23 protein-coding genes and 1 tRNA gene are annotated in these 25589 nt (G+C 62.1%); 8 read left to right on the top strand and 16 right to left on the bottom strand.

What is annotated here, in order from left to right; genetic code table 11:
- Window positions 1–244 precede the first annotated feature (244 nt).
- Window positions 245–424, bottom strand: a complete 180-nt coding sequence (locus WA950_RS07240; protein ID WP_424551026.1) for a DUF982 domain-containing protein — start codon at window positions 422–424, stop codon at window positions 245–247.
- A gap of 746 nt (window positions 425–1170) precedes the next feature.
- On the opposite strand from WA950_RS07240, the gene WA950_RS07235 reads away from it, so the two are divergent.
- A complete protein-coding gene (locus tag WA950_RS07235; RefSeq protein WP_424551025.1) occupies window positions 1171–1359 on the top strand; it encodes a KGG domain-containing protein in 189 nt (62 codons plus the stop codon).
- A 53-nt stretch (window positions 1360–1412) separates the two neighbouring features.
- Here WA950_RS07235 and WA950_RS07230 read toward each other — a convergent pair whose 3' ends face one another.
- The 7 genes from WA950_RS07230 to cpdR1 all read right to left on the bottom strand — a co-directional run bounded on the left by WA950_RS07230 (window position 1413) and on the right by cpdR1 (window position 5138).
- Complete coding sequence (locus WA950_RS07230; protein WP_424551024.1) at window positions 1413–1622, bottom strand: hypothetical protein; 210 nt, start codon at window positions 1620–1622, stop codon at window positions 1413–1415.
- Window positions 1623–2319: 697 nt separating this feature from the next.
- Window positions 2320–2700, bottom strand: a complete 381-nt coding sequence (locus WA950_RS07225; RefSeq protein ID WP_424551023.1) for a DUF6481 family protein — start codon at window positions 2698–2700, stop codon at window positions 2320–2322.
- A gap of 45 nt (window positions 2701–2745) precedes the next feature.
- Window positions 2746–2946, bottom strand: a complete 201-nt coding sequence (locus WA950_RS07220; RefSeq protein WP_424551022.1) for a hypothetical protein — start codon at window positions 2944–2946, stop codon at window positions 2746–2748.
- Window positions 2947–3075: 129 nt separating this feature from the next.
- Window positions 3076–3285: a cold-shock protein gene (locus WA950_RS07215; RefSeq protein WP_424551021.1), complete on the bottom strand. Its 210-nt coding sequence runs from the start codon at window positions 3283–3285 to the stop codon at window positions 3076–3078.
- A 313-nt stretch (window positions 3286–3598) separates the two neighbouring features.
- A complete protein-coding gene (locus WA950_RS07210) occupies window positions 3599–4108 on the bottom strand; it encodes a lipocalin family protein (protein WP_424551020.1) in 510 nt (169 codons plus the stop codon).
- Window positions 4109–4597: 489 nt separating this feature from the next.
- Window positions 4598–4672, bottom strand: a tRNA-Val gene (locus tag WA950_RS07205).
- 103 nt (window positions 4673–4775) lie between these two features.
- Window positions 4776–5138 carry a response regulator CpdR1 gene (cpdR1, locus tag WA950_RS07200; protein WP_069061148.1) on the bottom strand — a complete coding sequence of 121 codons (363 nt, stop codon included), beginning with the start codon at window positions 5136–5138 and terminating at the stop codon, window positions 4776–4778.
- 190 nt (window positions 5139–5328) lie between these two features.
- Here cpdR1 and WA950_RS07195 point away from each other — a divergent pair, with 190 nt between their 5' ends.
- Window positions 5329–6213: an N-formylglutamate amidohydrolase gene (locus WA950_RS07195; protein WP_424551019.1), complete on the top strand. Its 885-nt coding sequence runs from the start codon at window positions 5329–5331 to the stop codon at window positions 6211–6213.
- A 267-nt stretch (window positions 6214–6480) separates the two neighbouring features.
- Window positions 6481–7254, top strand: a complete 774-nt coding sequence (gene hisN, locus WA950_RS07190) for a histidinol-phosphatase (RefSeq protein ID WP_424551018.1) — start codon at window positions 6481–6483, stop codon at window positions 7252–7254.
- Window positions 7255–7260: 6 nt separating this feature from the next.
- Here hisN and WA950_RS07185 read toward each other — a convergent pair whose 3' ends face one another.
- On the bottom strand, window positions 7261–8223 hold the full coding sequence (locus WA950_RS07185) for an alpha/beta fold hydrolase (protein ID WP_424551017.1): 963 nt from the start codon (window positions 8221–8223) through the stop codon (window positions 7261–7263).
- Between the two features lie 497 nt (window positions 8224–8720).
- Here WA950_RS07185 and WA950_RS07180 point away from each other — a divergent pair, with 497 nt between their 5' ends.
- A complete protein-coding gene (locus WA950_RS07180) occupies window positions 8721–9182 on the top strand; it encodes an Hsp20 family protein (protein WP_424551016.1) in 462 nt (153 codons plus the stop codon).
- A gap of 56 nt (window positions 9183–9238) precedes the next feature.
- Here the strand turns inward: WA950_RS07180 and WA950_RS07175 are convergent, their stop codons facing one another.
- Window positions 9239–10285: a threonine aldolase family protein gene (locus WA950_RS07175; protein ID WP_424551015.1), complete on the bottom strand. Its 1047-nt coding sequence runs from the start codon at window positions 10283–10285 to the stop codon at window positions 9239–9241.
- A gap of 523 nt (window positions 10286–10808) precedes the next feature.
- Here WA950_RS07175 and gltB point away from each other — a divergent pair.
- The gene (gene gltB / locus WA950_RS07170; protein ID WP_424551014.1) at window positions 10809–15533 is read left to right on the top strand and encodes a glutamate synthase large subunit; all 4725 of its coding nucleotides are present in this window, start codon (window positions 10809–10811) and stop codon (window positions 15531–15533) included.
- 182 nt (window positions 15534–15715) lie between these two features.
- Entirely contained in the window at window positions 15716–17173 is a 1458-nt protein-coding gene (locus WA950_RS07165) for a glutamate synthase subunit beta (RefSeq protein ID WP_424551013.1), read from the top strand.
- Between the two features lie 59 nt (window positions 17174–17232).
- Here WA950_RS07165 and WA950_RS07160 read toward each other — a convergent pair whose 3' ends face one another.
- Together WA950_RS07160 and WA950_RS07155 are read right to left on the bottom strand one after the other, a co-directional pair.
- Window positions 17233–18381, bottom strand: a complete 1149-nt coding sequence (locus WA950_RS07160) for a DUF459 domain-containing protein (protein ID WP_424551012.1) — start codon at window positions 18379–18381, stop codon at window positions 17233–17235.
- A 138-nt stretch (window positions 18382–18519) separates the two neighbouring features.
- Window positions 18520–19740: a lytic murein transglycosylase gene (locus WA950_RS07155; RefSeq protein ID WP_424551011.1), complete on the bottom strand. Its 1221-nt coding sequence runs from the start codon at window positions 19738–19740 to the stop codon at window positions 18520–18522.
- 200 nt (window positions 19741–19940) lie between these two features.
- On the opposite strand from WA950_RS07155, the gene galU reads away from it, so the two are divergent.
- Window positions 19941–20828, top strand: a complete 888-nt coding sequence (galU, locus tag WA950_RS07150; RefSeq protein ID WP_424551010.1) for a UTP--glucose-1-phosphate uridylyltransferase GalU — start codon at window positions 19941–19943, stop codon at window positions 20826–20828.
- On the opposite strand, the gene WA950_RS07145 is transcribed toward galU, so the two are convergent.
- The gene (locus WA950_RS07145) at window positions 20829–22352 is read right to left on the bottom strand and encodes an outer membrane beta-barrel protein (RefSeq protein ID WP_424551009.1); all 1524 of its coding nucleotides are present in this window, start codon (window positions 22350–22352) and stop codon (window positions 20829–20831) included. It abuts the gene before it with no gap.
- Between the two features lie 131 nt (window positions 22353–22483).
- Here WA950_RS07145 and WA950_RS07140 point away from each other — a divergent pair, with 131 nt between their 5' ends.
- Window positions 22484–23479 (top strand): KpsF/GutQ family sugar-phosphate isomerase, encoded by a 996-nt coding sequence (locus tag WA950_RS07140; protein WP_424551008.1) that lies wholly within the window; start codon window positions 22484–22486, stop codon window positions 23477–23479.
- Between the two features lie 3 nt (window positions 23480–23482).
- On the opposite strand, the gene WA950_RS07135 is transcribed toward WA950_RS07140, so the two are convergent.
- From WA950_RS07135 to hemH, 3 genes are all read right to left on the bottom strand, one after another.
- Window positions 23483–23941: an NfeD family protein gene (locus WA950_RS07135; protein ID WP_424551007.1), complete on the bottom strand. Its 459-nt coding sequence runs from the start codon at window positions 23939–23941 to the stop codon at window positions 23483–23485.
- A 2-nt stretch (window positions 23942–23943) separates the two neighbouring features.
- Window positions 23944–24972, bottom strand: coding sequence for an SPFH domain-containing protein (locus WA950_RS07130; protein ID WP_424551006.1), 1029 nt, complete (start codon window positions 24970–24972; stop codon window positions 23944–23946).
- Window positions 24973–25068: 96 nt separating this feature from the next.
- Window positions 25069–25589, bottom strand: a 521-nt coding sequence (gene hemH / locus WA950_RS07125) for a ferrochelatase (protein WP_424551005.1), incomplete at its 5' end; no start/stop codon positions are given.

Raw genomic sequence — 25589 nt, 5'->3', positions numbered from 1 at the left:
CGAGCTGCAAACCGCCGCATCGGCGGAAGAGCGCTATGCGGTGATCCGGGGGGTCTTCCACATACCGGGCGACCGCTCCTGCTCGAAGGAAGTCGAGCGCTATGTATTGAACGCGATTGGAATGGAGTCTCTGGCGGCGTAGCGCTGATTTTCAGAGCAGATGGTTCACCCTATCGCGATGCAGGCAATCGGAACGAGATCGGGCAGCGGCGCCCTCCGTCGATGTTCGACGCGATCGCGACCACTACGCTTCGCGAACAAAAACACCCGCCTCTTGCGCGGCCTTCAAGAATGCCTCTCGAGCGGTATCAGGCTCCCCATTTCCCTCCAAAACCGACAGACATGCGTGCCTTCCGGTAGGCCGCCCCGTGCGAAGGGGCCACTGTGTGACGAATATGCCGGCAGCCTCCGCGGTGGTGGTGATCGTGCGGAACTATCCGAGATTCATCGTTTCGAACGTAATCGGCTTATCCCAGCACCCGTCGGCCATCATCAGTCTCCTGAAACAAAAAGCGCCCCGCACTGGGCGGGGCAAGAGTGACCAAGGCTAGTGGAACTTCTGCAGGCTGGTATTGTTCCCATCGGTTGGTGAACTAAACGCTGCGGCCACTCAACGCGCCAGGCGGAGTTAGGTGGCGAAGCCGTCGGATCTCATCCTCAACGGCAGGTGGACGTGAACCTGACCTTGTAAGTCCCTCATCGTACCACTCTTCTACAGCTTTCGCGGCCTCCCAAGCTTCATCAGTGCGTCCGTTCTGGGGTGTGGGGAAGTGGAAACCGTGCCACTCTGAGCAGTTACCATTCCAAACGAATGTTCCCCGCCTCAGGCTGGTCGTGTCGCGCTGAACGCGGCCGATGCACAGGCCGTCGTGGAACGCGATCCAGTCCTCCTTGCCCTCTCCAGGCCATGTAACCACCCAGGTGTATTTAGGCTCCCACGGCGCCACTGTGATCACTCCTTAAACGGAAGCCCAGCAGATGCTGGAAAGCCTCTTCGCTCTATGCCGCCTTGCAGCAGGCATTGAGTTAGATGGGGAGGGCGATCAAAATGGCCAGATGGTAAAGACCTCTCATCACAAATTATTTCCAGGCGGAACGCCTTCTCCCTCTTTCCATTAGAATGCGTGCAGGAAACTGATCCCTGCATCTTGAAACCAGAGGAGAAGCGAAATGCCGAACCAGGGCGGATCCCAAGAAAAGCATGCTAAGGCCGGTCAGCAGAGTCACAAGAATGACGACGCGAAGCGCCAAGCTTCCGGCAAAAATGATCAGAACGAAAGCCAGCGCGGCGGGAAGGGTAATTTCGCTGAAGACCGCGACCGTGCCTCTGAAGCCGGCCGCAAGGGTGGCAAGCATTAGGCCCTAAACAACAGAGCCCGCCACTGTGAAAGGTGGCGGGCTATTTTTCATTTTCAGTGCGTCGTCCCGTTCCGTCTGGCGATGTACACATTGTTCAAGTCGCCCACCATATATCTGGCAACTTCGAAGGCGAGGCCATCCTGCGGGATCCCATTTAGCTCGGCCGTCAATCCTGTGAAGACGTCGTAGACCGCCCACATGCCCGTTCCGTCGTCACGGATTTTGTATCTGATCTCGGCGCGGAGCGGCTTCGGACTTTTCATCTAAGAATCCGGCCCCTCGCTCTTCAACCTCTCCCATTCCTCGGGCGATAGCGCCGCCTGAAGAACAAGATCCACCTGCGGTAGAAAGCTCTTCCACATTCGCATCCCCTCAAACTGGATGTCTTCAGGTAGGCTCTTTGAGCTGCAAAGGGCGCGAGCAGCACGTTCGCGGGGAGGTTGGGGCGTTCTGGGCATGAGTTTCCTCTCGTCGGAACGATAGCGCGTTTGCGAGGTAGCACAAGAGTGCAGTTTTAGAGGTTCCTTGACGCAGAAACATTACAGGGGAGTAAGCGGGAGGCAGCCGCGAAGGGGGGGCGCGGACTGCCAGCAAGCCCCGGACTTGCGCCTCGACTCCAACCAAGGCTCCCGCGCCCTTACGGGCAACCAAACGATCGCACTTTTGTGAAAAGCGGGCTCGCGATCGTTGACTCCAAGTGACCGGAAGCTACCTGTCGAGGGGTCGGTAACAATCTGCTTCCAGTCTACGGTCAGCACTGCGTAACCGTTAGCGATCAAACTACGAACGGCGTACGTTGTTCCGGAGTTTCGTCTTCCTTGGGGACTTTCTTCTCTTTGCACCCGTGCGCTGCGGCTCGCGAGCATGCGCCTCGGGGCTGCCAATGATCACCTCGGCTTTGTACTATTCGTCCGCGCTCCGGGTTCTGGTCATTGGAGTTCAGGCACGCTTTTACCGTTGCTATGCACGTCTTGCTTTTCGGTTTGCGTAGCGCAGATCGCGTGCGGCTTTTCGCGCCGCCTCGTCTTGAACCACGCGCGCAACCAAAGCCTTTTCAGCCATTTCACGGGCGATCGATTCCGCCCGCTGAGCTTCATCTGCCAAAGCTTGAGAAGCGGCCTCCTCGAGCGCGATCCGGGTCTCTAGTTCGTTCTTTGCCCGCTCGCGCTCAACACGCCGCTCTTCGCGAGCTGTAGCGATGAGAGCTCGCTCGGCATGACGTGCGGCGCGGGTTGAGATGGCGGCAGTAGTGGCTGCACGATAGGCAGCGAGCATCGCCATTTTTGCATCGGTTGAAGCAGCGCGGCGGTCAATAAGCTGATTGTGGGGGGCGTTCTTCAAAAATCGTATTCCTTCTTGTGGTCTGGGGGAGTGGTCTAGTCCGCGTTAGCGCGGGCATGTGAAAGCCAGGCGATCCGCCTGCTCCTTTGCAAGTCGAGCTTCGCGAAGCCGACGTGTTTTGGCTTCACGGCACTTGGTGATAGATTGAAGCTCTTCAACAGCCTCGGCTTTTGCGAAGAACTGCGTCTGGATGTTGCTGAAAGCAAGCTCTGCCTTCTGGCGCGTCATTTTGTGCCGTTCGGTCATGGGAAATTCCTTTGCAAGCTCAGCGGGCGAGCTGAAAACAAAAAGGCCAGGCAAAACGCCTGGCCTCGTATGGGTATTGCGCTTCCGACAGTGCCAGTACATCCGTGGTCAAAGGGAAGCAGATACCTATTAAGCAGCCTGAAGGTTACAGGCTGACATCTTACCCGACTTGTTGTCGCGCTCGAGTTCGAAGCCGATTTTTTGGCCTTCGACGAGCTCGCGCATACCGGCGCGCTCGACAGCGGAAATGTGGACGAAAGCGTCGGATCCGCCGTTGTCAGGCTGGATAAAGCCGAAGCCCTTGGTGGAATTAAACCATTTAACTGTGCCAGTGGTCATGATGAACCCTTTCATAGCATAAGTGAACAACCACGACGCTGGAAGGCGTCGCAGACGATGATAGCGATTTTGAAAGGAAAGGTTCGTTCAGGGCGCGGTGCCAATCGCGCAATAACCAAAGCTCAGCAAGCAAATTCGATAACTTTTTATACACACGCTCTATCAATCCGTCAAGCCGTCATAACTTTCTTCGTGTTTCAGCGCATTCACGTGTGGCTATGTAATTCTAAGAGAAAACTTCAAAGAACCTATTGTCCATCGCTCGCTTGGGAAGATTTTCTCGTTGTATCCCTCACGGCCGCACCGAATTGGATCAAGCTTCGGAAATCATGGCATCCGTGACTTCCCGCCCGGTGTGGCTCGGCCGGATCAGGTTCGCCAGATCAAATCCCTGTCGACGCGCTTCTGACAGATATTCCTCGAGCATTGCAGGCGGCACCGTGGGTGCTCGCGCCAAGACCCAGAGATATTTCCGATCCGGAGTGCCCACCAGCACGGTTCGGTATTCGGGATCGATTTTCAGAATCCAGTAGTCGCCATCGGTAAACGGCAACCAGCGTAGACCGGCAGGCAGGAAGTTGACCTTGAGCCTGGAGTTCGCATCATCAATTGGGGTGGCTCGGCCAATTGCTTGCGCCGGTTTGGCCTTGCCGTTGAAGCACCGATTGTCAACGCGGATCGTGCCGTTGTCATTTAGCGAGTAGTTAGCGGTTATGTCCGTCGCCGCGTCGTCCTCATATTTGATGGGAAGTCGTGCGATCTCGTACCAGCGGCCCAGATAGCGCTCAAGCTCGATGCTCGGAACTGCGGTCACTTTGGTCATCTGGAATTCCTTTCCGTATGATGGCTCGCGGCATCGTGGCGCGCGCTCTGCGCCTTGCTCGCTGCTCCTCCGTGTAGACCTGGTGTGGCTCGAATGACTGCACCAATCCCCATCTTCCGCCCAGTTGAATGCTGCGAGCACCACCAGTGTGCCAGGCACCATCGCTGTCTCCCAAGGATGGTCGTGACGGAAGCCGCTCGGCTGGACGTGCGATGAACGCTCCGCGGCTTCCGGCCTGCGTCGCAGCAGACAAACTGAAATATGGTGTGCGCTGCGCCGAAAGCAATCTCCATCGCGAGCGCGATCTCCCGCTGATTCGTTGTCCGAACGGAGTGTGATTGACATCGTCCCGCCCGCCCGAAAAGGTGAGGGGCGCGCACCGGGTTTCACAATGAAATCAATGGGTGCAGAAAGAGGATAGGTGAGGGGATTTGAATAGCCTAAAAATGCAAAAAGCCCTGTAAAAACAGGGCCTTGTGCTAGATCGAATGGTGGGCGTGACAGGGATTGAACCTGTGACCCCTACGATGTCAACGTAGTGCTCTCCCGCTGAGCTACACGCCCATTCGATGAGGCGGATAGACCACAAAACCTCTGGCGACGTCAATAGGCTTTTTGGGCTTTTCGAGGTTTTTTTTAGAGCCGATTTTGTGGTCTTTTCCGGGCCTTAGGCGGCCAGCATCTTGTTGACCTCGTCAACGAGGTCGCGCAGGTGGAACGGCTTGGAAAGGACCTTGGCATCCTTCGGGGCCTTGGAGTCCGGGTTCAGCGCCACGGCGGCAAAACCGGTGATGAACATCACCTTCAGGTCCGGATCGAGCTCGGTAGCGCGGCGCGCCAGCTCGATGCCGTCCATCTCGGGCATCACGATGTCGGTGAGAAGAAGCGAGAAGGGTTCCTCGCGAAGCCGGTCGTAGGCACTGGCGCCGTTGTCATAGGACAGCACCTGGTAGCCCGCCTTTTCGAGCGCCTTCACGAGGAAGCGGCGCATGTCGTTGTCGTCTTCGGCGAGGAGAATCTTGGGTGTCATGGAATTCGGGAACCGTTGCTGAAAGTTGTCAGCCCGCAAAGGGGCGGTACTGTTACAAGATCGTATTCCGGTAAATATCCGGTGAATGTGGCAGGGCAAGTCCCGTGCCACACGTTCTCAGTATGGACACACGCGCACGCCGCTGGCAACATGGGCGGTGTAATGATTTCAGGCATGGTAAAGGATGGCAATGGCGGAGGCTTCGAGCGAAAACAGCCACTTCGAAGTGCTGGAGCCGGCTTCGCAGAGCGTGCCCCTCGTTTTCAATTCGCCCCATAGCGGGCGGCGTTATCCACAGGGCTTCCTTGAACAGTCGCGCCTCGACGCGCTCGGCATCCGCCGTTCGGAAGACCACTATGTCGATGAGCTTTTCTCGGTCGTTCCGGCGCTCGGCGCGCCGATGCTGATCGCGCATTTCCCGCGCGCCTGGCTCGACGTCAACCGCGAGCCCTATGAGCTCGATCCGCGCATGTTCGATGGCCCGCTGCCGTCCTATGCCAATATCAACTCCATTCGCGTTGCCGGCGGGCTTGGCACGGTGCCGCGCGTCGTTGCGGAGAACATGGAGATCTATCGCCATCGCTTTCCCGTGGAGGAAGCGCTGGAGCGGGTCGAGAACGTCTACAAGCCCTACCACGCGTGCCTGCGCCGCCTCGTGGTGCGCACCCATGTGGCCTTCGGGTTCGCGGTGCTTATCGATTGCCATTCCATGCCGGGCAATATCCGGGTGTCTGGGACGGGGATGCGGCCGGATTTCATCATCGGCGACCGCTACGGCACCAGCGCCTCCGCCGAACTGTCGCGCGTTGCGATGCATCTGCTCGCGGACATGGGGTTTTCCGTCGTGCGCAACAAGCCCTATGCGGGCGGCTTCATCACCGAGCATTACGGCAGGCCGGCCAAGGGCCTGCATGCCCTGCAGATCGAGGTGAATCGCGGCCTTTATGTCGACGAGACGACACTTGCCAAGAGGCCGGATTTCGCGGTGTTGCAGACGGCGATCTCCGCCTTTCTGCAAGACTTCTCCGACTATGTCGAGGAATATGCCGCCGACCGGGCGCTCGCCGCCGAATAGGCCCTCTCCCGCCAAAAAAAACCGCGCTTGCGGCGCGGTCAAATCTAGGGAGGAAACACCCAAGAAGGGCATTTGCAGTCACGAGGACTGTAAGGAAAGGGTAATATTGCGCTGCACAAATGTCAAGCGCGGCGGCCCGGCGATTTTTGCCGTTCGTCAAGCGGCTTTCGAGGCCCCGGCCGATGGTGCTCCTCTCGTCTATCCGGTTCCGTTTTCCGTACCGATGCAGTAAGGAGAGGCGGTACAACAATCCCGCCGAGAGAACCCATGCAGCCAGATCGCGCCTTCTTCGACCTTCTTGCCAATGCCGCACGGAAGGAAACCCTGCCGCGCTTCCGCGTCGGTGCCGATGTGGTCAACAAGGAGGCGGCCGGTTTCGACCCGGTGACGGAGGGCGACCGTGCGGCCGAAGCGGCCATCCGCGTGCTGATCGAACAGCATTTTCCCGAGCACGGCATTCTCGGCGAAGAGCATGGTTCGGTCGGTCTCGACCGCGATTATGTCTGGGTCATCGACCCGATCGACGGCACCCGCGCCTTCATTTCCGGCGTGCCGGTCTGGGGCACGCTGATCGGGCTCTACCGCAACGGGGAGGCGGTCATGGGCCTCATCGACCAGCCCTTCACGGGCGAGCGCTACTTCGCGGACGGCAAGGTCTCGCATTATGCCGGGCCCGACGGCAGCAAGGTGCTCTCGACGCGGGCATGCAACAGCCTGTCGGACGCGATCATGTTCACCACCTCGCCGCATCTTTTCACCGGCAGCCGCAAGACGCGGTTCGAAGCGGTGCAGGAAAAGGTGCAGCTCTACCGCTACGGCTGCGATTGCTATGCCTATGCACTGCTCGCCGCCGGTCATATCGACCTTGTCGTCGAGTGCGACCTGAAGCCCTACGATGTCGGCGGCCTCATCCCGGTCATCGAGCAGGCGGGCGGCATCATCACCGCCTGGGATGGCGGCCCGGCGGAAATGGGCGGCGAGATCATCGCGGCCGGCAGCCGCAAGGTCTATGACGAAGCGATGGCGCTGCTGAACGCATAAGAAAAATCACGCGCCGAGGCTGGTTTCCTCGGCGTCGCTGCCCGGAATGAAGGCGTCGATCGCGGCGAGCGCCTGGGCGCGGTAGCGGTCGGCTTCCTGAAACAGTTCATGGCGTGCGCCGTCGATCTCGATGAGACGGGCGGCGCGGAAGATGCGGGCGAGGTCGCCGATCGCCCTGCGCGGCACAAGCACATCCGCCGTCGGACACAGCAGCAGCGTGGGAATGCGGATGCGCGTCAGGTGATCCTGATGGGTGACGCGCGCCATTGCGGCCAATGTTTCGTTCAGCCAGCGCGCGGACGGCCAGCCGATGGAAAGTTCCGGATGCTCGGCATAGATGGCGGCGTTGCGGGCAAAGCGGCGCGCGTCGGAACTGACGACATTGCGCGTGAAATCGAGCGAGGGATCGCCCTTGCGGAAGGTGTGCTTTCCAAGCCCGGTGAGCGAGGCGAGGCGGGCGATGATGGCGATCTTGCGCTGGCTCATCGACTGGCCGCCAAGCGCCACGAAGGGCGCGGCGAGCACCATGCGCTCGATGCGGTTCTCGAGTTCGGGCGCCTGCGACAGGGCGACGAGCGCGCCGGTCGAATGGGCGACGATGAAGAAGGGCAGGCGGGCATCCGGCAGCACGATCTTTTCGAGGAAGAGCGATAGGTCGGCCTCGTAGTCGGAAAAGCGGGCGATGTGTCCGGCGCGGTTGTCGGCAATGAGCCGGTCGGAACCCGCCTGGCCGCGCCAGTCGAAGGTGGCGACCCAGAGGCCGCGTGCGGTCAGGTCGTTGATCGTCTCGAAATACTTCTCGATGCACTCGCTGCGGCCTTGCAGCAGCACGACCGTACCCTTGGCCTCGCGCCCGGCGGAGCGGAACACGGCGTAGCGGATTTTGACGCCGCCGCGGCCTTCCAGGAAGCCGGCAAAGTGGTTTTCCGGAACGGGATTGTCGGCGGTGGCGTGGAGAATGGAATCCATCGGCGGCAATATCTCGGCGACGTCAATCGGTTGGGCGCAATTCCGGCGAAAAAACCGCCGCACACTTTTCCTGAAATTGCTGTTCGATGGATAGGCGCTGGCTTCGGCGGCGTCAAAGAAAAAAGCCGGTTGCATGTGGCACGGGGGGTGACACACATGCAGCCGGCGCAATTTAACCGGGACGGAAGGGACGTTGCACCCCGGTCGTCGAAAGCGTTCGCTTCCGATGATGCGGTTTTAGCAACGCCAAGCTGAACGCTGTCCGAAGCGGCCGTTCATTTGCGGTTCATCGCGTAATTTTCCGGGTGCCGGTTTCCATTGTTTGGTCCCCTTGAACGCGCCGAAAAGGGTTCCCATCTCATTGTCACGGACGCCGAAAGGGTCCGTCGAGGTCTCTGTCGCCACAAAAGGGGCGAGGCCGGACAAGCCAGGCAGTACCCAAGATGTCGGGTGCCGCCTTCAGGAAGATCGCAACCGTTGCTCTAAAGGAGGACACCATGCGTCACGTCGATTTCTCCCCCCTCTACCGCTCCACCGTCGGCTTCGACCGTCTCTTCACCATGCTCGACAGCCTCGGCCAGCCTGACCAGGCCCAAAGCTATCCGCCCTACAATATCGAACGTACCGGCGAAAACACCTACCGCATCACGATGGCGGTTGCCGGTTTTGACGAAAGCGAACTGTCGATCGAAGCGCGCGAACATGCGCTGACGGTCAAGGGCGAAAAGAAGGACGATGCGGCTGAAGAAAGCCAGTATCTCTACCGCGGCATTGCCAAGCGCGCCTTCGAGCGCCGCTTCCAGCTCGCCGATCATGTGGAAGTGCGCGCCGCTTCGCTGAAGAACGGCCTTCTCCACATCGATCTCCTGCGCGAGATCCCGGAAGCGATGAAGCCGCGCCGTATCGAGATTGCGGCCGTCCAGCGCGAAGCCAGGCAGATCGAAGCGCAGACCAACTGATCGCGCTTCCCCCGGAATGAAGAAGGCGGTGCCGCATGGCGCCGCCTTTTTTTGTCTCAGAGCATCGAAAGGAAGTTGTCGACGTCCGCCTGGCTGGTCGCATAGCTGGCGACGAGGCGCACCAGCGTTTCGTCGTCGCGCATGGTTGCCTTCAGCGCCGGGCTGGCGGGCCAGTCATAGAAGACCGCGCCCTTGTCCTTCAATGTCTTCATCGCATCGTTGCGGATGATGGCGAACAGCTCGTTCGAGCCGGTCGGCCAGGCAAGGCGCGCCTTGTCGGAGGTGGCAAAGCCGGCGGCGAGGCGGTTTGCCATGCCGTTGGAATGACGGGCGAGGTCGAGCCACAGGCCTTCCCGGAAATAGGCGTCGAACTGCGCGGCGATGAAGCGCGACTTGGAAAAAAGCTGGGCCGAGCGCTTGCGCAGGTAGTGCATCTGCCGCGCCTTGCCGGGATCGAAGAGCACGAGCGCTTCGGCGCACCAGCAACCGTTCTTCGTGCCGCCGAAGGAAAGGATGTCGACACCGCGCTTCCAGGTCATTTCCGCCGGTGTCGCGCCGAGATGGACGAGGGCGTTGGCAAAACGCGCGCCATCCATGTGCAGAGGCAGGCCGGCCTGTTTGGTTACTTCTGAAAGGGCGGAGATTTCATCGAGCGTATAGGTAGTGCCGGCTTCCGTCGCCTGCGTCAGGGTGACGGCCATCGGCTGGCCGCCATGCACGAAATCCGGTGGGAAGCGGCCGATGGCCGCGGCGAGGGCTTCGGGCTGCAGTTTGCCGGCGGTGCCGTCGATCGGCACAAGCTTGGAGCCGGTGGCGAAGAATTCCGGCGCGTTGCATTCATCGACATTCACATGGGCCTCGCGATGGCAGAAGACCTGCCCGCCCGGCCGGTTGAAGCTGGCGAGCGCCAGCGAATTTGCTGCCGTGCCCGTGCCGACGAAGAAGACGGCGACGTCGCGCTCGAAGATTTCGCAAAAGGCCTTTTCCACGCGCTTGTCGAGGTCACTGGTACCGTAGGCCGAGGCGAAGCCGTCGGCGGCCTCGACGAGGCTCCGTGCAATGGCGGGGTGGGCGCCAGCCCAGTTGTCGGAAGCGAAAAACATGCGGTTTCCTGTCTGAATGGGAGCTTTGGAAGGACCATAATCCAGAAATGAAGGTGATCAATCGGCGGATCGGGCCTGAGATTGCGTTTTCTCGTTAAATGAAAGGAACCGAAACAAAATACCGGAATGTCGTAATTTAATTTCAGGCTTCCGGCGGCGTAGGCAATTTTTCTTCATGAGGTCGTGATTATTTGGCATGATGGCCTTGCGGGCCAAGGGCGTTTCTGGCATAGAGCGCATGAAATAGGACAGTGTTGCTGTCCTATTTCGGTCAAGAGACCGATAGAGGCGCCTTTCGCGACCGCGAGAGGATGCCGAAACGGCGCCGGGCGGCGGAGACACTCTGCCCCTATGCCCCCAGCGCCTCGACGGTCCCGATGATCATGCCCGATCGGCCGTCGCTTTTAGGGGTCGCATCAGGTTCACGCAGACGACGTTCGCAGGCCGGTTTGCCAGGAGGCAGGCCGTGGTCCCAAGGGCGAAAACATAGTTCCCGCGGCGCGCGGATCACAGAAGGAAAGATATGATGGTGAAGACCCAAGCACGAGATTTTCGGCAGACCCGGGCGCAGGCGACTGCGACGGGCGCCAAAACGTGCGCCTCCACACCGGGCCTGCCGAAAAAACAGGGACTCTATGATCCGCGAAACGAACATGATGCCTGTGGCGTCGGCTTCGTGGCGCATCTGAAAGGAAAGAAGTCGCACCAGATCGTCAAGGACGGGCTTTTCATGCTCGAGAACCTGACACATCGCGGCGCTGTCGGTGCCGACCCGCTGATGGGTGATGGCGCGGGCATTCTCGTACAGATTCCGGACCGCTTCTTCCGCGAGGAGATGGCAAAGCAGGGCGTCACGCTGCCCAAGGCGGGCGAATATGCCGTCGGCCACATCTTCATGCCGCCGGATGAGAAGCTGGTCGATTACTTCAAGAAGGTCATCGGGGACGTCGTAGCCGAAGAGGGACAGGTCCTCATCGGCTTTCGCGATGTGCCGGTCGACAATTCCTCGCTCTCCAAGGCGCCGGAGATTGCCGCCACCGAGCCGCGCCATGTCCAGGTGTTCGTCGGCGCTGGCCGCGAGGCTGCGACGAATGGCGAGTTCGAGCGCCGCCTCTTCACGCTGCGCAAGGTGATCTCCAACCGCATCTACGACGAGTATGAGGGCGAAGAGAGCAATTTCTATCCCGTCTCGCTCTCCTCGACGACGATCGTCTACAAGGGCATGTTCCTCGCCTATCAGGTCGGCGCCTATTACAAGGACCTTGCAGACCCGCGCTTTGAATCGGCTGTTGCCCTCGTGCACCAGCGTTTCTCCACCAACACGTTCCCTTCGTGGAAACTTGCGCATCCCTACCGCATGGTCGCCCACAACGGCGAAATCAACACCCTGCGCGGCAACGTCAACTGGATGGCAGCCCGTCAGGCTTCGGTCTCCTCGCCGCTTTTCGGAGAGGACATCACCAAGCTGTGGCCCATTTCCTACGAGGGCCAGTCCGACACTGCCTGTTTCGACAACGCGCTCGAATTCCTGGTGCGCGGCGGCTATTCCATGGCCCATGCGGTGATGATGCTGATCCCGGAAGCCTGGGCCGGCAACCAGCTGATGAGCCCGGAGCGCAAGGCGTTCTACGAATACCATGCCGCGCTCATGGAGCCGTGGGATGGCCCGGCCGCCGTCGCCTTCACCGACGGAAAGCAGATCGGCGCGACGCTCGACCGGAACGGTCTGCGCCCGGCGCGCTATCTCGTGACCGATGACGACCGTGTCATCCTCGCCTCGGAAGCCGGTACGCTGCCGGTTGAGGAGAAGAGCATCGTCAAGAAGTGGCGTCTCCAGCCCGGCAAGATGCTGCTCATCGACATGGAGGAGGGGCGCATCATCTCAGACGAGGAGGTGAAGTCGTCGCTCGCCGCCAAGCATCCCTACCGCGATTGGCTGGACAACACCCAGATCATCCTCGAAGATCTCGGCCCGGTCGAGCCGCGGGCGCTGCGCCGCGACGTCTCGCTGCGTGACCGCCAGCAGGCCTTCGGCTATACCCAGGAGGACACGAGGCTGCTCATGTCGCCGATGGCGACGACGGGGCAGGAGGCCATCGGCTCCATGGGAACGGACACGCCGATCTCGGCCATGTCCGACAAGACCAAGCTGCTCTACACCTATTTCAAGCAGAACTTCGCGCAGGTGACGAACCCGCCCATCGACCCGATCCGCGAGGAACTGGTCATGAGCCTCGTCTCCTTCATCGGCCCGCGCCCGAACCTGCTCGATCACCGCGGAGCGGCGAAAGCCAAGCGCATGGAAGTGCGCCAGCCGATCCTCACCAATGGCGATCTCGAAAAAATCCGCTCCATCGGCCATGTCGAGGATCGCTTCGACACCAAGACGCTGGACTTCACCTATGACGTCTCGCGCGGCGCAGAAGGTCTGCCGGAAATCCTCGACCGGCTCTGCGAGCGCGCCGAACAGGCCGTTACCAGCGGCTACAACATCATCGTGCTCTCCGACCGGCAGATCGGGCCGGACCGCGTGGCGATCCCGGCGCTGCTGGCGACCGCTGCCGTGCACCACCACCTGATCCGCAAGGGGCTTCGCACCTCGGTCGGCCTCGTCGTCGAATCCGGCGAGCCGCGCGAAGTGCACCATTTCTGCCTGCTTGCCGGCTACGGCGCGGAAGCGATCAACCCGTATCTTGCCTTCGACACGCTCACCGACATGCACAAGCGCGGCGAGTTTCCGAAGGAGGTCGATGCGGAGGAAATCGTCTACCGCTACATCAAGGCCATCGGGAAGGGCATCCTGAAGGTCATGTCCAAGATGGGCATCTCGACCTACCAGTCCTATTGCGGCGCGCAAATCTTCGATGCCATCGGCCTGTCGTCCGAGCTGGTCGACAAGTATTTCTTCGGCACGGCGACGACCATCGAGGGCATCGGCCTCGGTGAGATCGCCACGGAGACGGTCAATCGCCACAAGGCCGCCTTCGGCCGCGATCCGCTGCTTGCCAGCACGCTCGATATCGGCGGTGAATATGCCTACCGCATGCGCGGTGAGGAACATGCCTGGACGCCGGATGTCGTCGCCTCGCTGCAACATGCGGTGCGCGGCAATGCGGCCGACCGCTACAAGGAATTCGCCGAGCTGGTGAACGCCTCGTCGCTGCGCATGAACACGATCCGCGGCCTCTTCTCGATCAAGGGCGCGGAAGCGCTCGGCCGCAAGCCGATCTCCGTCGACGAGGTCGAGCCGGCGGTGGATATCGTCAAGCGGTTCTCCACGGGCGCCATGTCCTTCGGCTCGATTTCCCGCGAGGCGCACACCACGCTCGCCGTCGCGATGAACCGGATCGGCGGCAAGTCGAACACCGGCGAGGGCGGCGAGGAAGCCGACCGCTACCTGCCGCTGGCGGACGGTTCGGCCAATCCCGAGCGCTCCGCGATCAAGCAGATCGCGTCGGGCCGTTTCGGTGTGACGACCGAATATCTGGTCAATGCGGACATGCTTCAGATCAAGGTCGCGCAGGGCGCCAAGCCCGGCGAGGGCGGCCAGCTGCCCGGTCACAAGGTGGATGCGACGGTCGCCAAGACGCGGCACTCCACGCCGGGTGTCGGCCTCATCTCGCCGCCGCCGCACCACGACATCTACTCGATCGAGGATCTGGCGCAGCTCATCTACGACCTGAAGAACGTCAATCCGGAAGCGGATATCTCGGTCAAGCTGGTCTCGGAAGTCGGCGTCGGCACGGTTGCCGCGGGCGTTGCCAAGGCGCGTGCGGACCATATCACCATTGCTGGCTTCGACGGCGGCACGGGCGCTTCGCCGCTCACCTCGCTGAAGCATGCCGGCAGCCCGTGGGAAATCGGCCTTGCCGAAACGCACCAGACGCTCGTGCTCAACAAGCTGCGCTCGCGTATCGCGCTTCAGGTCGATGGTGGGCTGAAGACCGGCCGCGATGTCGTCATCGGCGCACTGCTCGGGGCCGACGAGTTCGGCTTTGCCACCGCGCCGCTCATTGCGGCGGGCTGCATCATGATGCGCAAGTGCCACCTCAATACCTGTCCGGTAGGGGTTGCGACGCAGGATCCGGTCCTGCGCAAGCGCTTCAAGGGCGCGCCCGAGCACGTCATCAACTACTTCTTCTTCGTTGCCGAAGAGGTGCGCGAAATCCTGGCCTCGCTCGGCGTTCGCTCGCTGAACGAGATCATCGGCGCCTCGGAGCTGCTCGAGAAGGAGAAGATGATCTCGCACTGGAAGGCCAACGGTCTCGATTTCTCCCGCATCTTCCACAAGGTGGATGCGCCGAAGGAGGCGACCTACTGGACCGAGCGTCAGGATCACCCGATCCAGGACGTCCTCGATCGCAAGCTGATCGAACAGGCCGGGCCTGCGTTGGAAAAGAAGACGCCGGTCGCCTTCGAGGTCGACATCAAGAACGTCGACCGCTCCACCGGTGCGATGCTTTCGGGCGCTGTCGCCAAGCGCTACGGGTTCAAGGGCCTCAAGGACGATACGATCACGGTGAAACTCAACGGCACGGCCGGCCAGTCCTTCGCCGCGTTCCTCGCCCGCGGCATCACCTTTGACCTCGTTGGCGCCGGCAACGACTATGTCGGCAAGGGGCTTTCGGGCGGGCGTATCGTTGTGCGTCCTCCAGCCGACAACAGGGCGGTTCCGCACGAGTCGATCATTGTCGGCAATACCGTGCTTTACGGCGCGATCGCCGGGGAATGCTACTTCAACGGCGTGGCTGGCGAACGCTTCGCCGTGCGCAATTCCGGTGCGGTGGCCGTCGTCGAGGGCGTGGGCGACCATGGCTGCGAATACATGACGGGCGGCGTTGTCGTCGTCATCGGCCAGACGGGTCGCAACTTCGCGGCCGGCATGTCGGGCGGCGTCGCCTATGTGCTGGACGAGGAAGGCGATTTCGCCCGCCGCTGCAACATGGCGATGGTCGAGCTCGAGCCGGTGCCGGAAGAAGACGACATGCTGGAGAAGCTGCACCATCATGGCGGCGATCTCATGCACAAGGGCATGGTCGACGTGTCCGACGACATGACGCGTCATGACGAGGAGCGACTTTACCAGCTCGTCTCGAACCACCTGCACTATACGGGCTCGCCGCGGGCGAGGGAGATCCTCGACAAATGGGCCGAGTATCGTCCGAAATTCCGCAAGGTGATGCCGGTCGAGTATCGCCGCGCCCTCGAAGAGATGGAGCGCATGAGGATGGGGATCGCTGCCGAGTGAGGCAGCGGCTCACCAACCTTCACCGGCTGGTTTCGCTGGGCGTGGCAGTCGCGGTCCCCGGGATCGCGACCTTCGTGAACGGCGAAATCAGGATCGAATTCATCGTACTGGGATTGGTAATGGGAGTTGCCTACTGGTACTGGGGCCCGACAGGCGCCCCGCTTTGAGCAAGGAATATTGAAGTGGGCAAGGTAACTGGTTTCATGGAAATCGACCGGCAGGTGGCGAAGTATCAGCCGGCCTCAGACCGCATCCGCCATTTCCGCGAATTCACCATCCCGATGTCGGACCCCGAGGTCCAGAAGCAGGCTGCGCGCTGCATGGACTGCGGCATTCCCTATTGCCACGGTCCGACCGGATGTCCGGTGCACAACCAGATTCCGGACTGGAACGACCTCGTTTACAACGGCAACTGGGAAGAGGCGATCCGCAACCTGCATTCGACCAACAACTTCCCGGAATTCACGGGCCGCGTCTGCCCCGCACCCTGCGAGGAGGCCTGCACGCTGAATCTCGAAGACGCGCCGGTCTCCATCAAGACCGTCGAGCAGGCGATTGCCGACAAGGCCTATGAGATGGGCTATATCGTGCCGCAGCCGGCGACGGTGAAGACCGGCAAGAAGGCCGCCGTCATCGGCTCGGGCCCTGCTGGAATGGCGGCTGCCCAGCAGCTTGCCCGCGCCGGCCACGAGGTGCATCTCTACGAACGCGAATCCAAGGCGGGCGGCCTGCTGCGTTACGGCATTCCGGACTTCAAGATGGAGAAGAACTTCATCGATCGCCGTGTCGACCAGATGCGCGGCGAGGGCGTGACGTTCCACTATGGTGTCAATGTCGGTGTCGACAAGCCGATGGAAGAGATGCTCGCCGAACATGACGCCGTGCTCTATTGCGGCGGTTCGGAAACGCCGCGCGACGCCGGCATTCCGGGCGTCGACTATGCCGGCGTGCACGATGCCATGCCCTATCTCGTGCAGCAGAACCGCCGCGTCGGCCGCGAGAATATCGACAGCGTCGGCTGGCCGTCCGATCCGATCCTGGCCGGTGGCAAGCACATCGTCGTCGTCGGTGGCGGCGATACGGCTTCGGACTGCGTCGGTACGGCCTTCCGTCAGGGGGCGGTGAAAGTCACCCAGCTCGACATCCGTCCGCAGCCGCCGGAAAAGGAAGACAAGCTCGCCGTCTGGCCCTTCTGGGCGACGAAGATGCGGACCTCCTCCTCGCAGGCCGAGGGCGCGATGCGCGAGTTCCAGGTAGGCACGCTCGAATTCGTCGGCGACGAGGACGGTGTGCTGACGGGCGTGAAGTGCTGCCAGGTGGACGAGCGCCGCAAGCCGATCGCCGGCACGGAGTTCATCATCAAGGCGGATCTGGCCTTCATCGCCATCGGCTTCCGTGGCCCCTTCACCGACAGCGTGCTGAAGGACCTCGGCGACAAGCTTGCCATCAACACCGACAAGCGCGGCTCGTCCAACGTCATCGCCAACGACCGCGATTACAAGACCTCGGTTGACAAGTTGTGGACCGCCGGTGATGTGCGCCGTGGCCAGTCGCTGGTCGTTTGGGCTATCCGCGAAGGCCGCCAGGCAGCCCGCGCGATCGACGAGGCGCTGATGGGTGCAACCACGCTGCCGCGGTGAAACCTGAAAAGCGGGGCGTGCCGGACAACCGGCGCGCCCTTTGCATTCTGGAAAGGCAGTCAGGGTGTTGCGGTCTTGTCCAGGCGGAAATCGTCCACGCGGCCGAGCGGCGCGTCGGCGATCTCGCCCTTTTCCACCAGCTTTTCGCGCAGGCTCTTGCCGTTGCCCTTGATGGGGGTGCCGCCGAGCAGCGCCGTACCACCGTCGAGCGCGGGATCGGCAAGGCTGATGGGTTGCGTCTTGGTGATTTCCGCGGCTTCGGCCGGAGGCGCCACGACGACGAGATCCTTGAGGTCGCCCTGGAGGCCGGGGCCGTCGGCGGCAGCGTCGCCGAGCAGCCGGCGGATTTCCTTCTCGACATAGAAGGCGAGCTTGCGCTTGCCGGCCTTGGTGAAGTTGATTCCGTCTGAACCGCGCAGGCGCACCTGCTGGCCGTTGATATCGGAGCCGGAGATGACGAACTTGCCTTCCTCGTCGACGAAACCGTCCCAGATATCGACGAACGCGCCGCCTGCCTTCTCGACGCTGGCGCGGTAGATGTTGTTGAGCGTCGTCATGTCGGCCGTCAGCGCGGAGGACTGGAAGGCGGGCATGCCCATCCAGAGCAGCGGCTTGCCGCCTTCATGGGCCAGTGTCGCGATGCGAGCAACGCGCGCCTCGTATTGCGCCGTCCAGGCTTCGGAGCGAAATTTTTCCTTCTGGCCGGCAACGGTCATCTGCTGGCGGTCGTTGGCGCCCATGCTGACGACGACGAGGGCCGGCTTCGTCTCGGCGATCAGGCCCGGCAACGATTCCGGCCAGTTGTAGTAATCGTCGCGCACGATGCCGGAAGAACCGTTGGTGCGGCGCTCGACGACGATGCCGGGCGTCGTCTCGAAGGCGGCGATCAGGCCTTCGCCGACGCTGCCGGCGATGAAATCGCCGACGACGAGCACGACCTTGGCGTCCGGCAGCTTTTCGATGGCCGCCGGTTCCGGTTTCTTGGCGATGGCGGTTGCCGGTCTCTTCTTTCGGATGACCGCGCGCGGCCGCTTGATTTCCGGTTCTGGCTTGATTTCCTTGCGCTTCGGCGTGCCGAAGAGGAGCTGGAGGATCGACCTGCGCTCGACGCGCTCCTGCGCGTTTGCCGGTGCGCCGGCCGTGGCAAGGACGCTTGCCGACACGGCAAGGGCCAGGCCGAGGCGCACAATCCGGATCGTCAGGCTCATTTGCAAAGGCTCCCGGTCTTTCCCGTGATCTTGCGGGTATTCGGTGGCGGCATGATGGCAAAACCCGGGAGCAAGCGGAAGCGTCCGGGCAGCAAAAAGGGGCGCCGAAGCGCCCCTCAAGCCTGTTTTCCTGCGCTATTATCGCCGAACGGCGCGCAGGACCTGCTGGCTAGGCTCGCCGTCAGCGGCAAGGCCCATGCGGTTCTGGAAGGCCTGGATCGCGGCCTTCGAGCCGGAACCGAAGTTGCCGTCAACCTCGCCGTCGTAATAGCCGAGTTCCTTGAGCCGGGTCTGGAGCTCGAACTTCTCCGTGATGTCGAGCGTGCCGTCCGGTCGCGGCCAGCGCTGCTTGACGCCGCCGTAGCCGGCGATCTGGTCGGCAAGCATGCCGACGCCCATGGCGTAGGAATCCGACGCATTGTAGCGTTTGATGACGAAGAAGTTCTTGGTCATCAGGAAGCCCGGACCGCCGTTTGCCGGCAGCTTGAGTTCGGCGCGGTCGGAGCCGTTCTTGAAACCGCTGCCGCCCGGGCGCGTGAAGCCGAGCTTGGCCCATTGGGCAAGCGTCTTCGTCTGGCCGGAATATTTGCTGCCGCCGGTCGGGATGGCGATCTCGTAGCCCCAGGTCTTGCCTGCCTGCCAGCCGTTCTTGGCGAGAAGGTTCGCGGCGGTTGCCAGCGCGTCCGGCACCGAGTTCCAGATGTCGCGGTGTCCGTTGCCATCGGCATCGACGGCATAGAGCAGGTAGCTCGTCGGGATAAACTGCGTATGGCCCATCGCGCCGGCCCAGGAGCCGGTCATGTTGGAAGCGGAGATATCGCCACGCTGGATGATCTTGAGGGCGGCGATCAGCTGCGTGCGGGCAAATTTCGCCCGCTTCTTGTCGGCATAGGCGAGTGTTGCAAGCGCGCGCGGCACGTAGTGCAGCCGGTCATCCTTCTCCAGCACCGCGCCGTAGTTCGATTCCATCGACCAGATGGCGAGCAGGATGTTGCGGTCGACGCCGAAATGGCGTTCCAGCGCGGTCAGGGTGCGGGCGTGCTTCTTTGCCATCTCGCGACCGATGCGCACCGTATACGGGTTGACGCGCGAATCGAGGTAATCCCAGATCTTGTGCTTGAATTCCGGCTGGTAGGCGGCCTTTTCCAGCACAGCCTGGTCGGGTGTCTTGACGCCGGAAAACGCCTTCTGGTAGGTGGTCTTGCTGATGCCGGCCTCGGACGCCGTCGCGTAGAACTCCGCAATCCACTTCTGGAAGCGGGTATCCGCGCGGGCCGCGGTGGCATGGGCGAGCAGCCCCGCCGAGAGGAGGAGGGTGAGCGCAGATCGGCGCAGAACGGTCTTCAGATTCTGTGTCATCGGCTGTCATGTCCGTTTCTTAAATTTCGGTACGATGGCTCGAAACCACCGGCTGAACGCAAAACTTATAAAAACGAAGTCAACAAATTCTTTACCATCAAACTTTTGCCCCGTCTTCCTTTGCAAATAAATAGCAATTGGATTCTATTCCGGCGCAGATGTGCCCCTGCCGTGAGGGCAATGGGCTTAACGAGGTGATTATGTCTCAGACACGCAAGGTTCGCAAAGCAGTCTTCCCAGTGGCCGGGCTCGGCACACGCTTCCTTCCGGCAACGAAGGCCGTACCGAAGGAAATGCTGACCGTCGTCGACAAGCCTGTGATCCAGTATGTGGTGGACGAGGCGCTGGACGCCGGCATCGAGCACCTGATCTTCGTGACCGGTCGCTCCAAGGCGGTCATCGAGGACTATTTCGACATCCAGGTCGAGCTGGAGCAGACCCTGCGCCAGCGCAACAAGACGGCCGAACTGACCTTGCTCGAAAGCATCCTGCCGGTCGCCGGCTCGACAAGCTTCACACGTCAGCAGGAGCCGCTCGGTCTCGGCCATGCCGTGTGGTGTGCCCGCGAACTCGTCGGCAACGAGCCTTTCGCGCTGCTCCTTCCCGACATGATCATGAAGGGTGAGAAGGGCTGCATGAAGGGGATGGTCGAACTCTTCGAGCACTCGGGCGCCAACGTCGTCGCCGTCGAGGAATGCGCGCCCGACCAGGCGCACAAATACGGTATCGTCGGTGTCGGCGACAAGGTCGGCGACGGCTTTGCCATCACCAAGATGGTCGAGAAGCCCGCGCCGGGCACCGCGCCGTCCAACTTCTTCATCAACGGCCGCTATATTCTCCAGCCGGAAATCTTCCCGATCCTGTCCACGCAGGAGCGTGGCGCCGGCAACGAGATCCAGCTCACCGACGCCATGGTGAAGCTCGCCGTCGATCAGAAGTTCGCCGCCTATCACTTCCGCGGCGAGACCTACGACTGCGGCGCCAAGGACGGCTTCATCCTCGCCAACATTGCCTTTGCGCTCGAGCGTGCGGATATCCGCCCGTCGGTCGAAGGGCCGTTGCGCGAACTGGTCGCCGGCCTCAAGTAGTCAGCGGCGCACTACGAGACCGATGCCGGCGCGCGTGATGCCGGTATCGGTCGTACCCGACTGGCGCGTAAGCTCGTAGGAGACGTCGCCGGTCATTGCCAGCCAGCGGTTGATATTCCAGGTGATGCCTGCACCGGCCAGATAGATGTTCTGGTCCGTGGTCCAGGAGGTCTGGAAATCGCGCAGCGTATAGGCGCTGCTCAGTCGCGCCACGAGATTGTCCCGCAATTCGTGCGTCAGGTCGGCCGTCACCGCATAGGAGACGTAACCGCTCGCTCCGGCGGCGGTCGAGGGTTCGAGCGTCGTGGCGAGGCCGAGCCTCAGATCGGTGCCGCGCTGCGGCGACCAGAACACCGAGCCGTCGACCGTCAATGCCTTGAGTGCTGCGAGGCGGTTGTCGTCGAATGTGGCGCGCCTGTAGCCGATGCCGAGATCGCCGCGCAGTTTTTCGCCGAGGTCGATTTCCACACCCGCTCGCCCGCCAAGCGTCACGGCGGAGCGCTCGTATCCGAGCGCATCACGCTTGTCGTCATAGATCGACCGGCCGACGGACGCTTCCAGATAGGGGATCAGCGCTGGCGATAGCTCGTAGCCGATGCGGCCCGTCAGCGTGCCTTCCGTGTAGTTTCGGTCGGACAGCACGAGCTTGCTGCCATCGGAAAGGGTTGCCGAACCGTAGGTCCGGCGTTCGATTTCGGTGCCGATCGTGCCGCGGATCATACCGAAATCGCGGGTGACGCGGGCGCCCGCCGTGTAGGTATGGACGCCGGACTGCACGCTCGCATTGTTGATCGCGTTGGGATCGCTCGAGCTTTCCCGCTCGAAATCGTAACCGGCCGTGATGTTGGCGATCGTATCGTCGCTGAGGTCGAGGCGCAGGTCAGCGTCCAGCCGCGCGCGCGGCTCGGTCTCGCCCGTGCCGCTGATGTTGCGCTGGTAGATACCCTCGCCCTCGATGGTCAGCTGGTGGCGGGACCAGTCGGAGGTGAGCGATCCCCGGAACCCGGTCTGGGAATAGGTGCGGCTCGTCGATGTGGAACCGTTTTTCGTTTTCTCGTGGCCGAGATTCTGCGAAATCGAGGGCCGCAGGATGAACGTCCCGACACGGATGCCGGTCGGCTCGTAGGGATCGCCGAAATTGCTGCGCGATCCGTCGACATTGCCCTCGCGCATGTTCAGCCGGTCGGCCCGGCGTTCCGCGGGGCCGAAAGTATCGTCCTCACCGGCAAGCGCCGCGGCCGCCTCCTCGGAAAGGGCAGGCCGGGCGGCTGTCGAGGCGGTCGCCATTGCGTCCGTGTCCGTCGCGGCGGGCATGCTGCCGGTTGCCGCGAGCGTATCGGCCTCGCTTCCCGTGGTTCCTGTCGCTGCAAGTGGCGTCGGGAAGGTCGGCGAGACGCTGGAGCCGGATTGCTGGGCGAGCGCCGGACCGCACGCAAGCACGGTCCCGGCGAGCAGAAGCCCGGCCAGTCGCCGTGTCAGGCGGAGCGATACCGCCCCACAGTCCATTTCCTTAGCCTCTGCCATGATCGGGCCTGCGATTCTCGAATTTCCTAAGCGACCGTAAACCGGCATGGTTAACGCTTGGTTGCTGACCGGCTGCAATGCGCGCTTACGTTCGCAATGGACAGGCTTCCGCAAAAGCGCTAACGAGGCGCATGATCAAGAGACAGGTTAAACTTGACGGCGGCGGCGCCATCGCCTCCGCGCTCCGCACGGTCGAAACCGAAAAGGCCGGCCTCGTCGCCCTTTCGGCAGCGCTGGAAGGCGATCTGCATGACGCCTTTTGCGAGGCGGTGCGCCTCATCGGCGACATTGATGGACGCGTGATCATCACGGGCATCGGCAAGTCGGGCCATGTCGGCGCGAAGATCGCCGCGACGCTTGCCTCGACCGGCACGCCATCGTTCTTCGTGCATCCCGTCGAAGCCAATCACGGCGACCTCGGCATGATCGGGCGCGACGATGTCATTCTCGCGCTTTCCTGGAGCGGCGAGACCGCCGAACTGCAGGGCATCGTCTCCTATTCCCGCCGTTTCTCGATCCCGCTGATCGCCATGACCTCCGGCGAGCGCTCGGCGCTCGCACGCGCGGCGGATACGGTTCTGCTGCTGCCGAAGGCGCTGGAAGCCTGCCCGCACGGCCTTGCTCCCACCACCTCGACGCTGATGCAGCTTGCGCTCGGCGATGCCGTCGCGGTCGCCCTGCTCGAGGCGCGCGGTTTCACGGCAACGGATTTCAAGACGTTCCATCCGGGCGGCAAGCTCGGTGCGAGCCTCTCCCATATCGGGGATGTGATGCATAGCGGCGAGAACGTGCCGCTTGTCGTCCTCGGCACCTCGATGCCGGATGCGGTGCTGCTGCTGGCGCAGAAGCGCTACGGCTGCGTCGGGGTCATCGACGCGGAAGGCATTCTTGTCGGCATCGTCACGGACGGCGACATTGCGCGCAACCTTTCGCGCAATCTTTCCGAACTCGACGTCGATGACGTGATGACGCGCAATCCCAAGACGGTGAAGCCATCGACGCTGGCCACGGCGGCGCTGGGCCTGCTCAACCAGCACAACATCTCGGCGCTGATTGTTACCGACGAGACGTCCCGCCCCGTCGGCATCGTGCATTTCCACGACCTGCTCAGGATCGGCGTCGCCTGATCCTCAAACCGGCTCCACGGTGAGATCGCGGCCATTGCTGGCCGTGACGCGCACGCGCGCGCCGACCGGCAGGTCCGGCCCCTGAACGCTCCACATCGTATCGTCGAGGCGAATGCGCCCGCGGCCTTCGCTGATCGGCTGTTCCAGCGTCGCAGTGCGGCCGACAAGGCTCTGGCCCCGCTGGTTGAGGTGCGGCTGGTCGCTCGTCTCGCCGCGAGTCTTGATGATGCGGCGGCCGATAAGGGCGGCTGCCAGCGACAGGGCCGCAAAGACCAGCCATTGCATCTGCCACGTCCAGAGGGCCTGCTCCCAAAGCATGAGGGAGAGCGCGCCGGTGATGATCGCCGCGATGCCGATCCAGACGAGGAAGACACCGGGCATCAGCACTTCGAGGATCAGGAGAACGATCCCGAGCACCCACCAGGCCCAGGGGCCCAGTTCCGTGACGATGCTTTGGATCATGCTCAGCTTCCCTGCGGCGTGTCGAACGGATTGCGGAAGGCGGGCGTCGAGGCGCCGGTGGTTACCGGCGTGGACTGACGGTTGCGCTGCGGGTTTCCGGCGGGTGCGGAGCCGTTGCCGAACACCTCTTTTGCGATGGCGCCGATACCGCCGAGCGAGCCGATGAGCGAGGAGGCTTCCATCGGCATCAGCACGATTTTGGAGTTCGGGGCCTTGCCGATCGCGGCCATGGCTTCGGTGTATTTCTGCGCGACGAAGTAGTTGATTGCCTGGACATCGCCGGCGGCGATCGCCTCCGACACCATCTTCGTTGCCTTGGCTTCGGCTTCTGCGAGGCGCTCGCGGGCTTCGGCGTCACGGAACGCCGCCTCGCGCTGGCCCTCGGCCTCGAGGATGGCGGACTGCTTGGCGCCTTCCGCGCGGAGAATCTGCGCATTGCGGGCGCCTTCGGCTTCCAGTACCTGCGCGCGCTTCTCGCGTTCGGCCTTCATCTGCCGGCCCATCGAATCGACCAGATCCTTCGGCGGCGCGATGTCCTTGATCTCGACGCGGGTGATCTTGATGCCCCAGGGATTGGCGGCCTCGTCCACCACGCGCAGCAGCTTGTCATTGATGACGTCGCGGTTGGACAGCAGCTCATCGAGGTCCATCGAGCCCATGACCGAACGGATGTTGGTCATGGTGAGGTTGAGGATCGCATTCTGCAGATTGGCGACCTGGTAGGCGGCCTGCGCGGGATTGAGGATCTGGTAGAAGGCCACGCCGTCGGCTGAAACACTTGCGTTGTCGCGGGTGATGACTTCCTGCGTGGGAATGTCCAGCACCTGTTCCATGACGTTCATCTTCGCGCCGATGCGGTCGATGAAGGGAATGATGAGATTGAGGCCCGGCTGCAGCGTGCGCGTATAACGGCCGAAACGCTCCACCGTGTACTGATAGCCCTGCGGAATGGTCTTGATTCCTGCAAAGAGGATCAGAACGACCAGGACCACGAGGGCGATGACGACGATATCGAGTCCGGCAAAATCCATGTTCTTCTCCACAACAGGCCTGGCGATGCGGCGCCACTTTAAGCAATACGCGCCGCGATGCCAGTCTATTTGGATGGGGAGAAGAATTATCCGGGGTCAGACCCAGCCGGAAAGCTCCCGCCGAACGACCTTTTCCAGAACAGTCATGCCCTCGGGTGAATCGTTGAGACAGGGAATGTGCGTGAATTTCTCGCCACCATTGTGCAGGAAGCTTTCGCCCGCCTGGTCGGCGATCTCTTCCAGCGTTTCCAGGCAATCGGAAACGAAGCCCGGATTGAGCACGGCGATGCGCTTGATGCCGTCCTGCGCCAGCTTCTCGACGGTCTTGTCCGTATAGGGCTGGAGCCACTCCTCCGGCCCGAAGCGCGACTGGAAGGTGACCATCAGTTTCTCTTCCGACCAGCCGAGCCGTGCGCGCAGCAGCCGCGCGGTCTTCTGGCACTGGCAGTAATAGGGGTCGCCCTTCTCGAAATAGCTCTTGGGAATGCCGTGGAAGGAGGTCAGCACGCGCTCCGGCTCCCAGTCGAGCGTCGCAAGGTGCTTTTCGATGGAGACGGCGAGCGCATCGATATAGGCCGGGTCGTCGTGATAGGGCGGCACGGTGCGCAGCGCCGGCT

Origin of the sequence: Shinella sp., from assembly GCF_049651085.1 — a bacterium.
In the GTDB taxonomy this organism is placed as follows: domain Bacteria; phylum Pseudomonadota; class Alphaproteobacteria; order Rhizobiales; family Rhizobiaceae; genus Shinella.
Note: the sequence above shows the minus strand (reverse complement) of the source record. Positions and strands in the feature narration are given on the sequence as shown.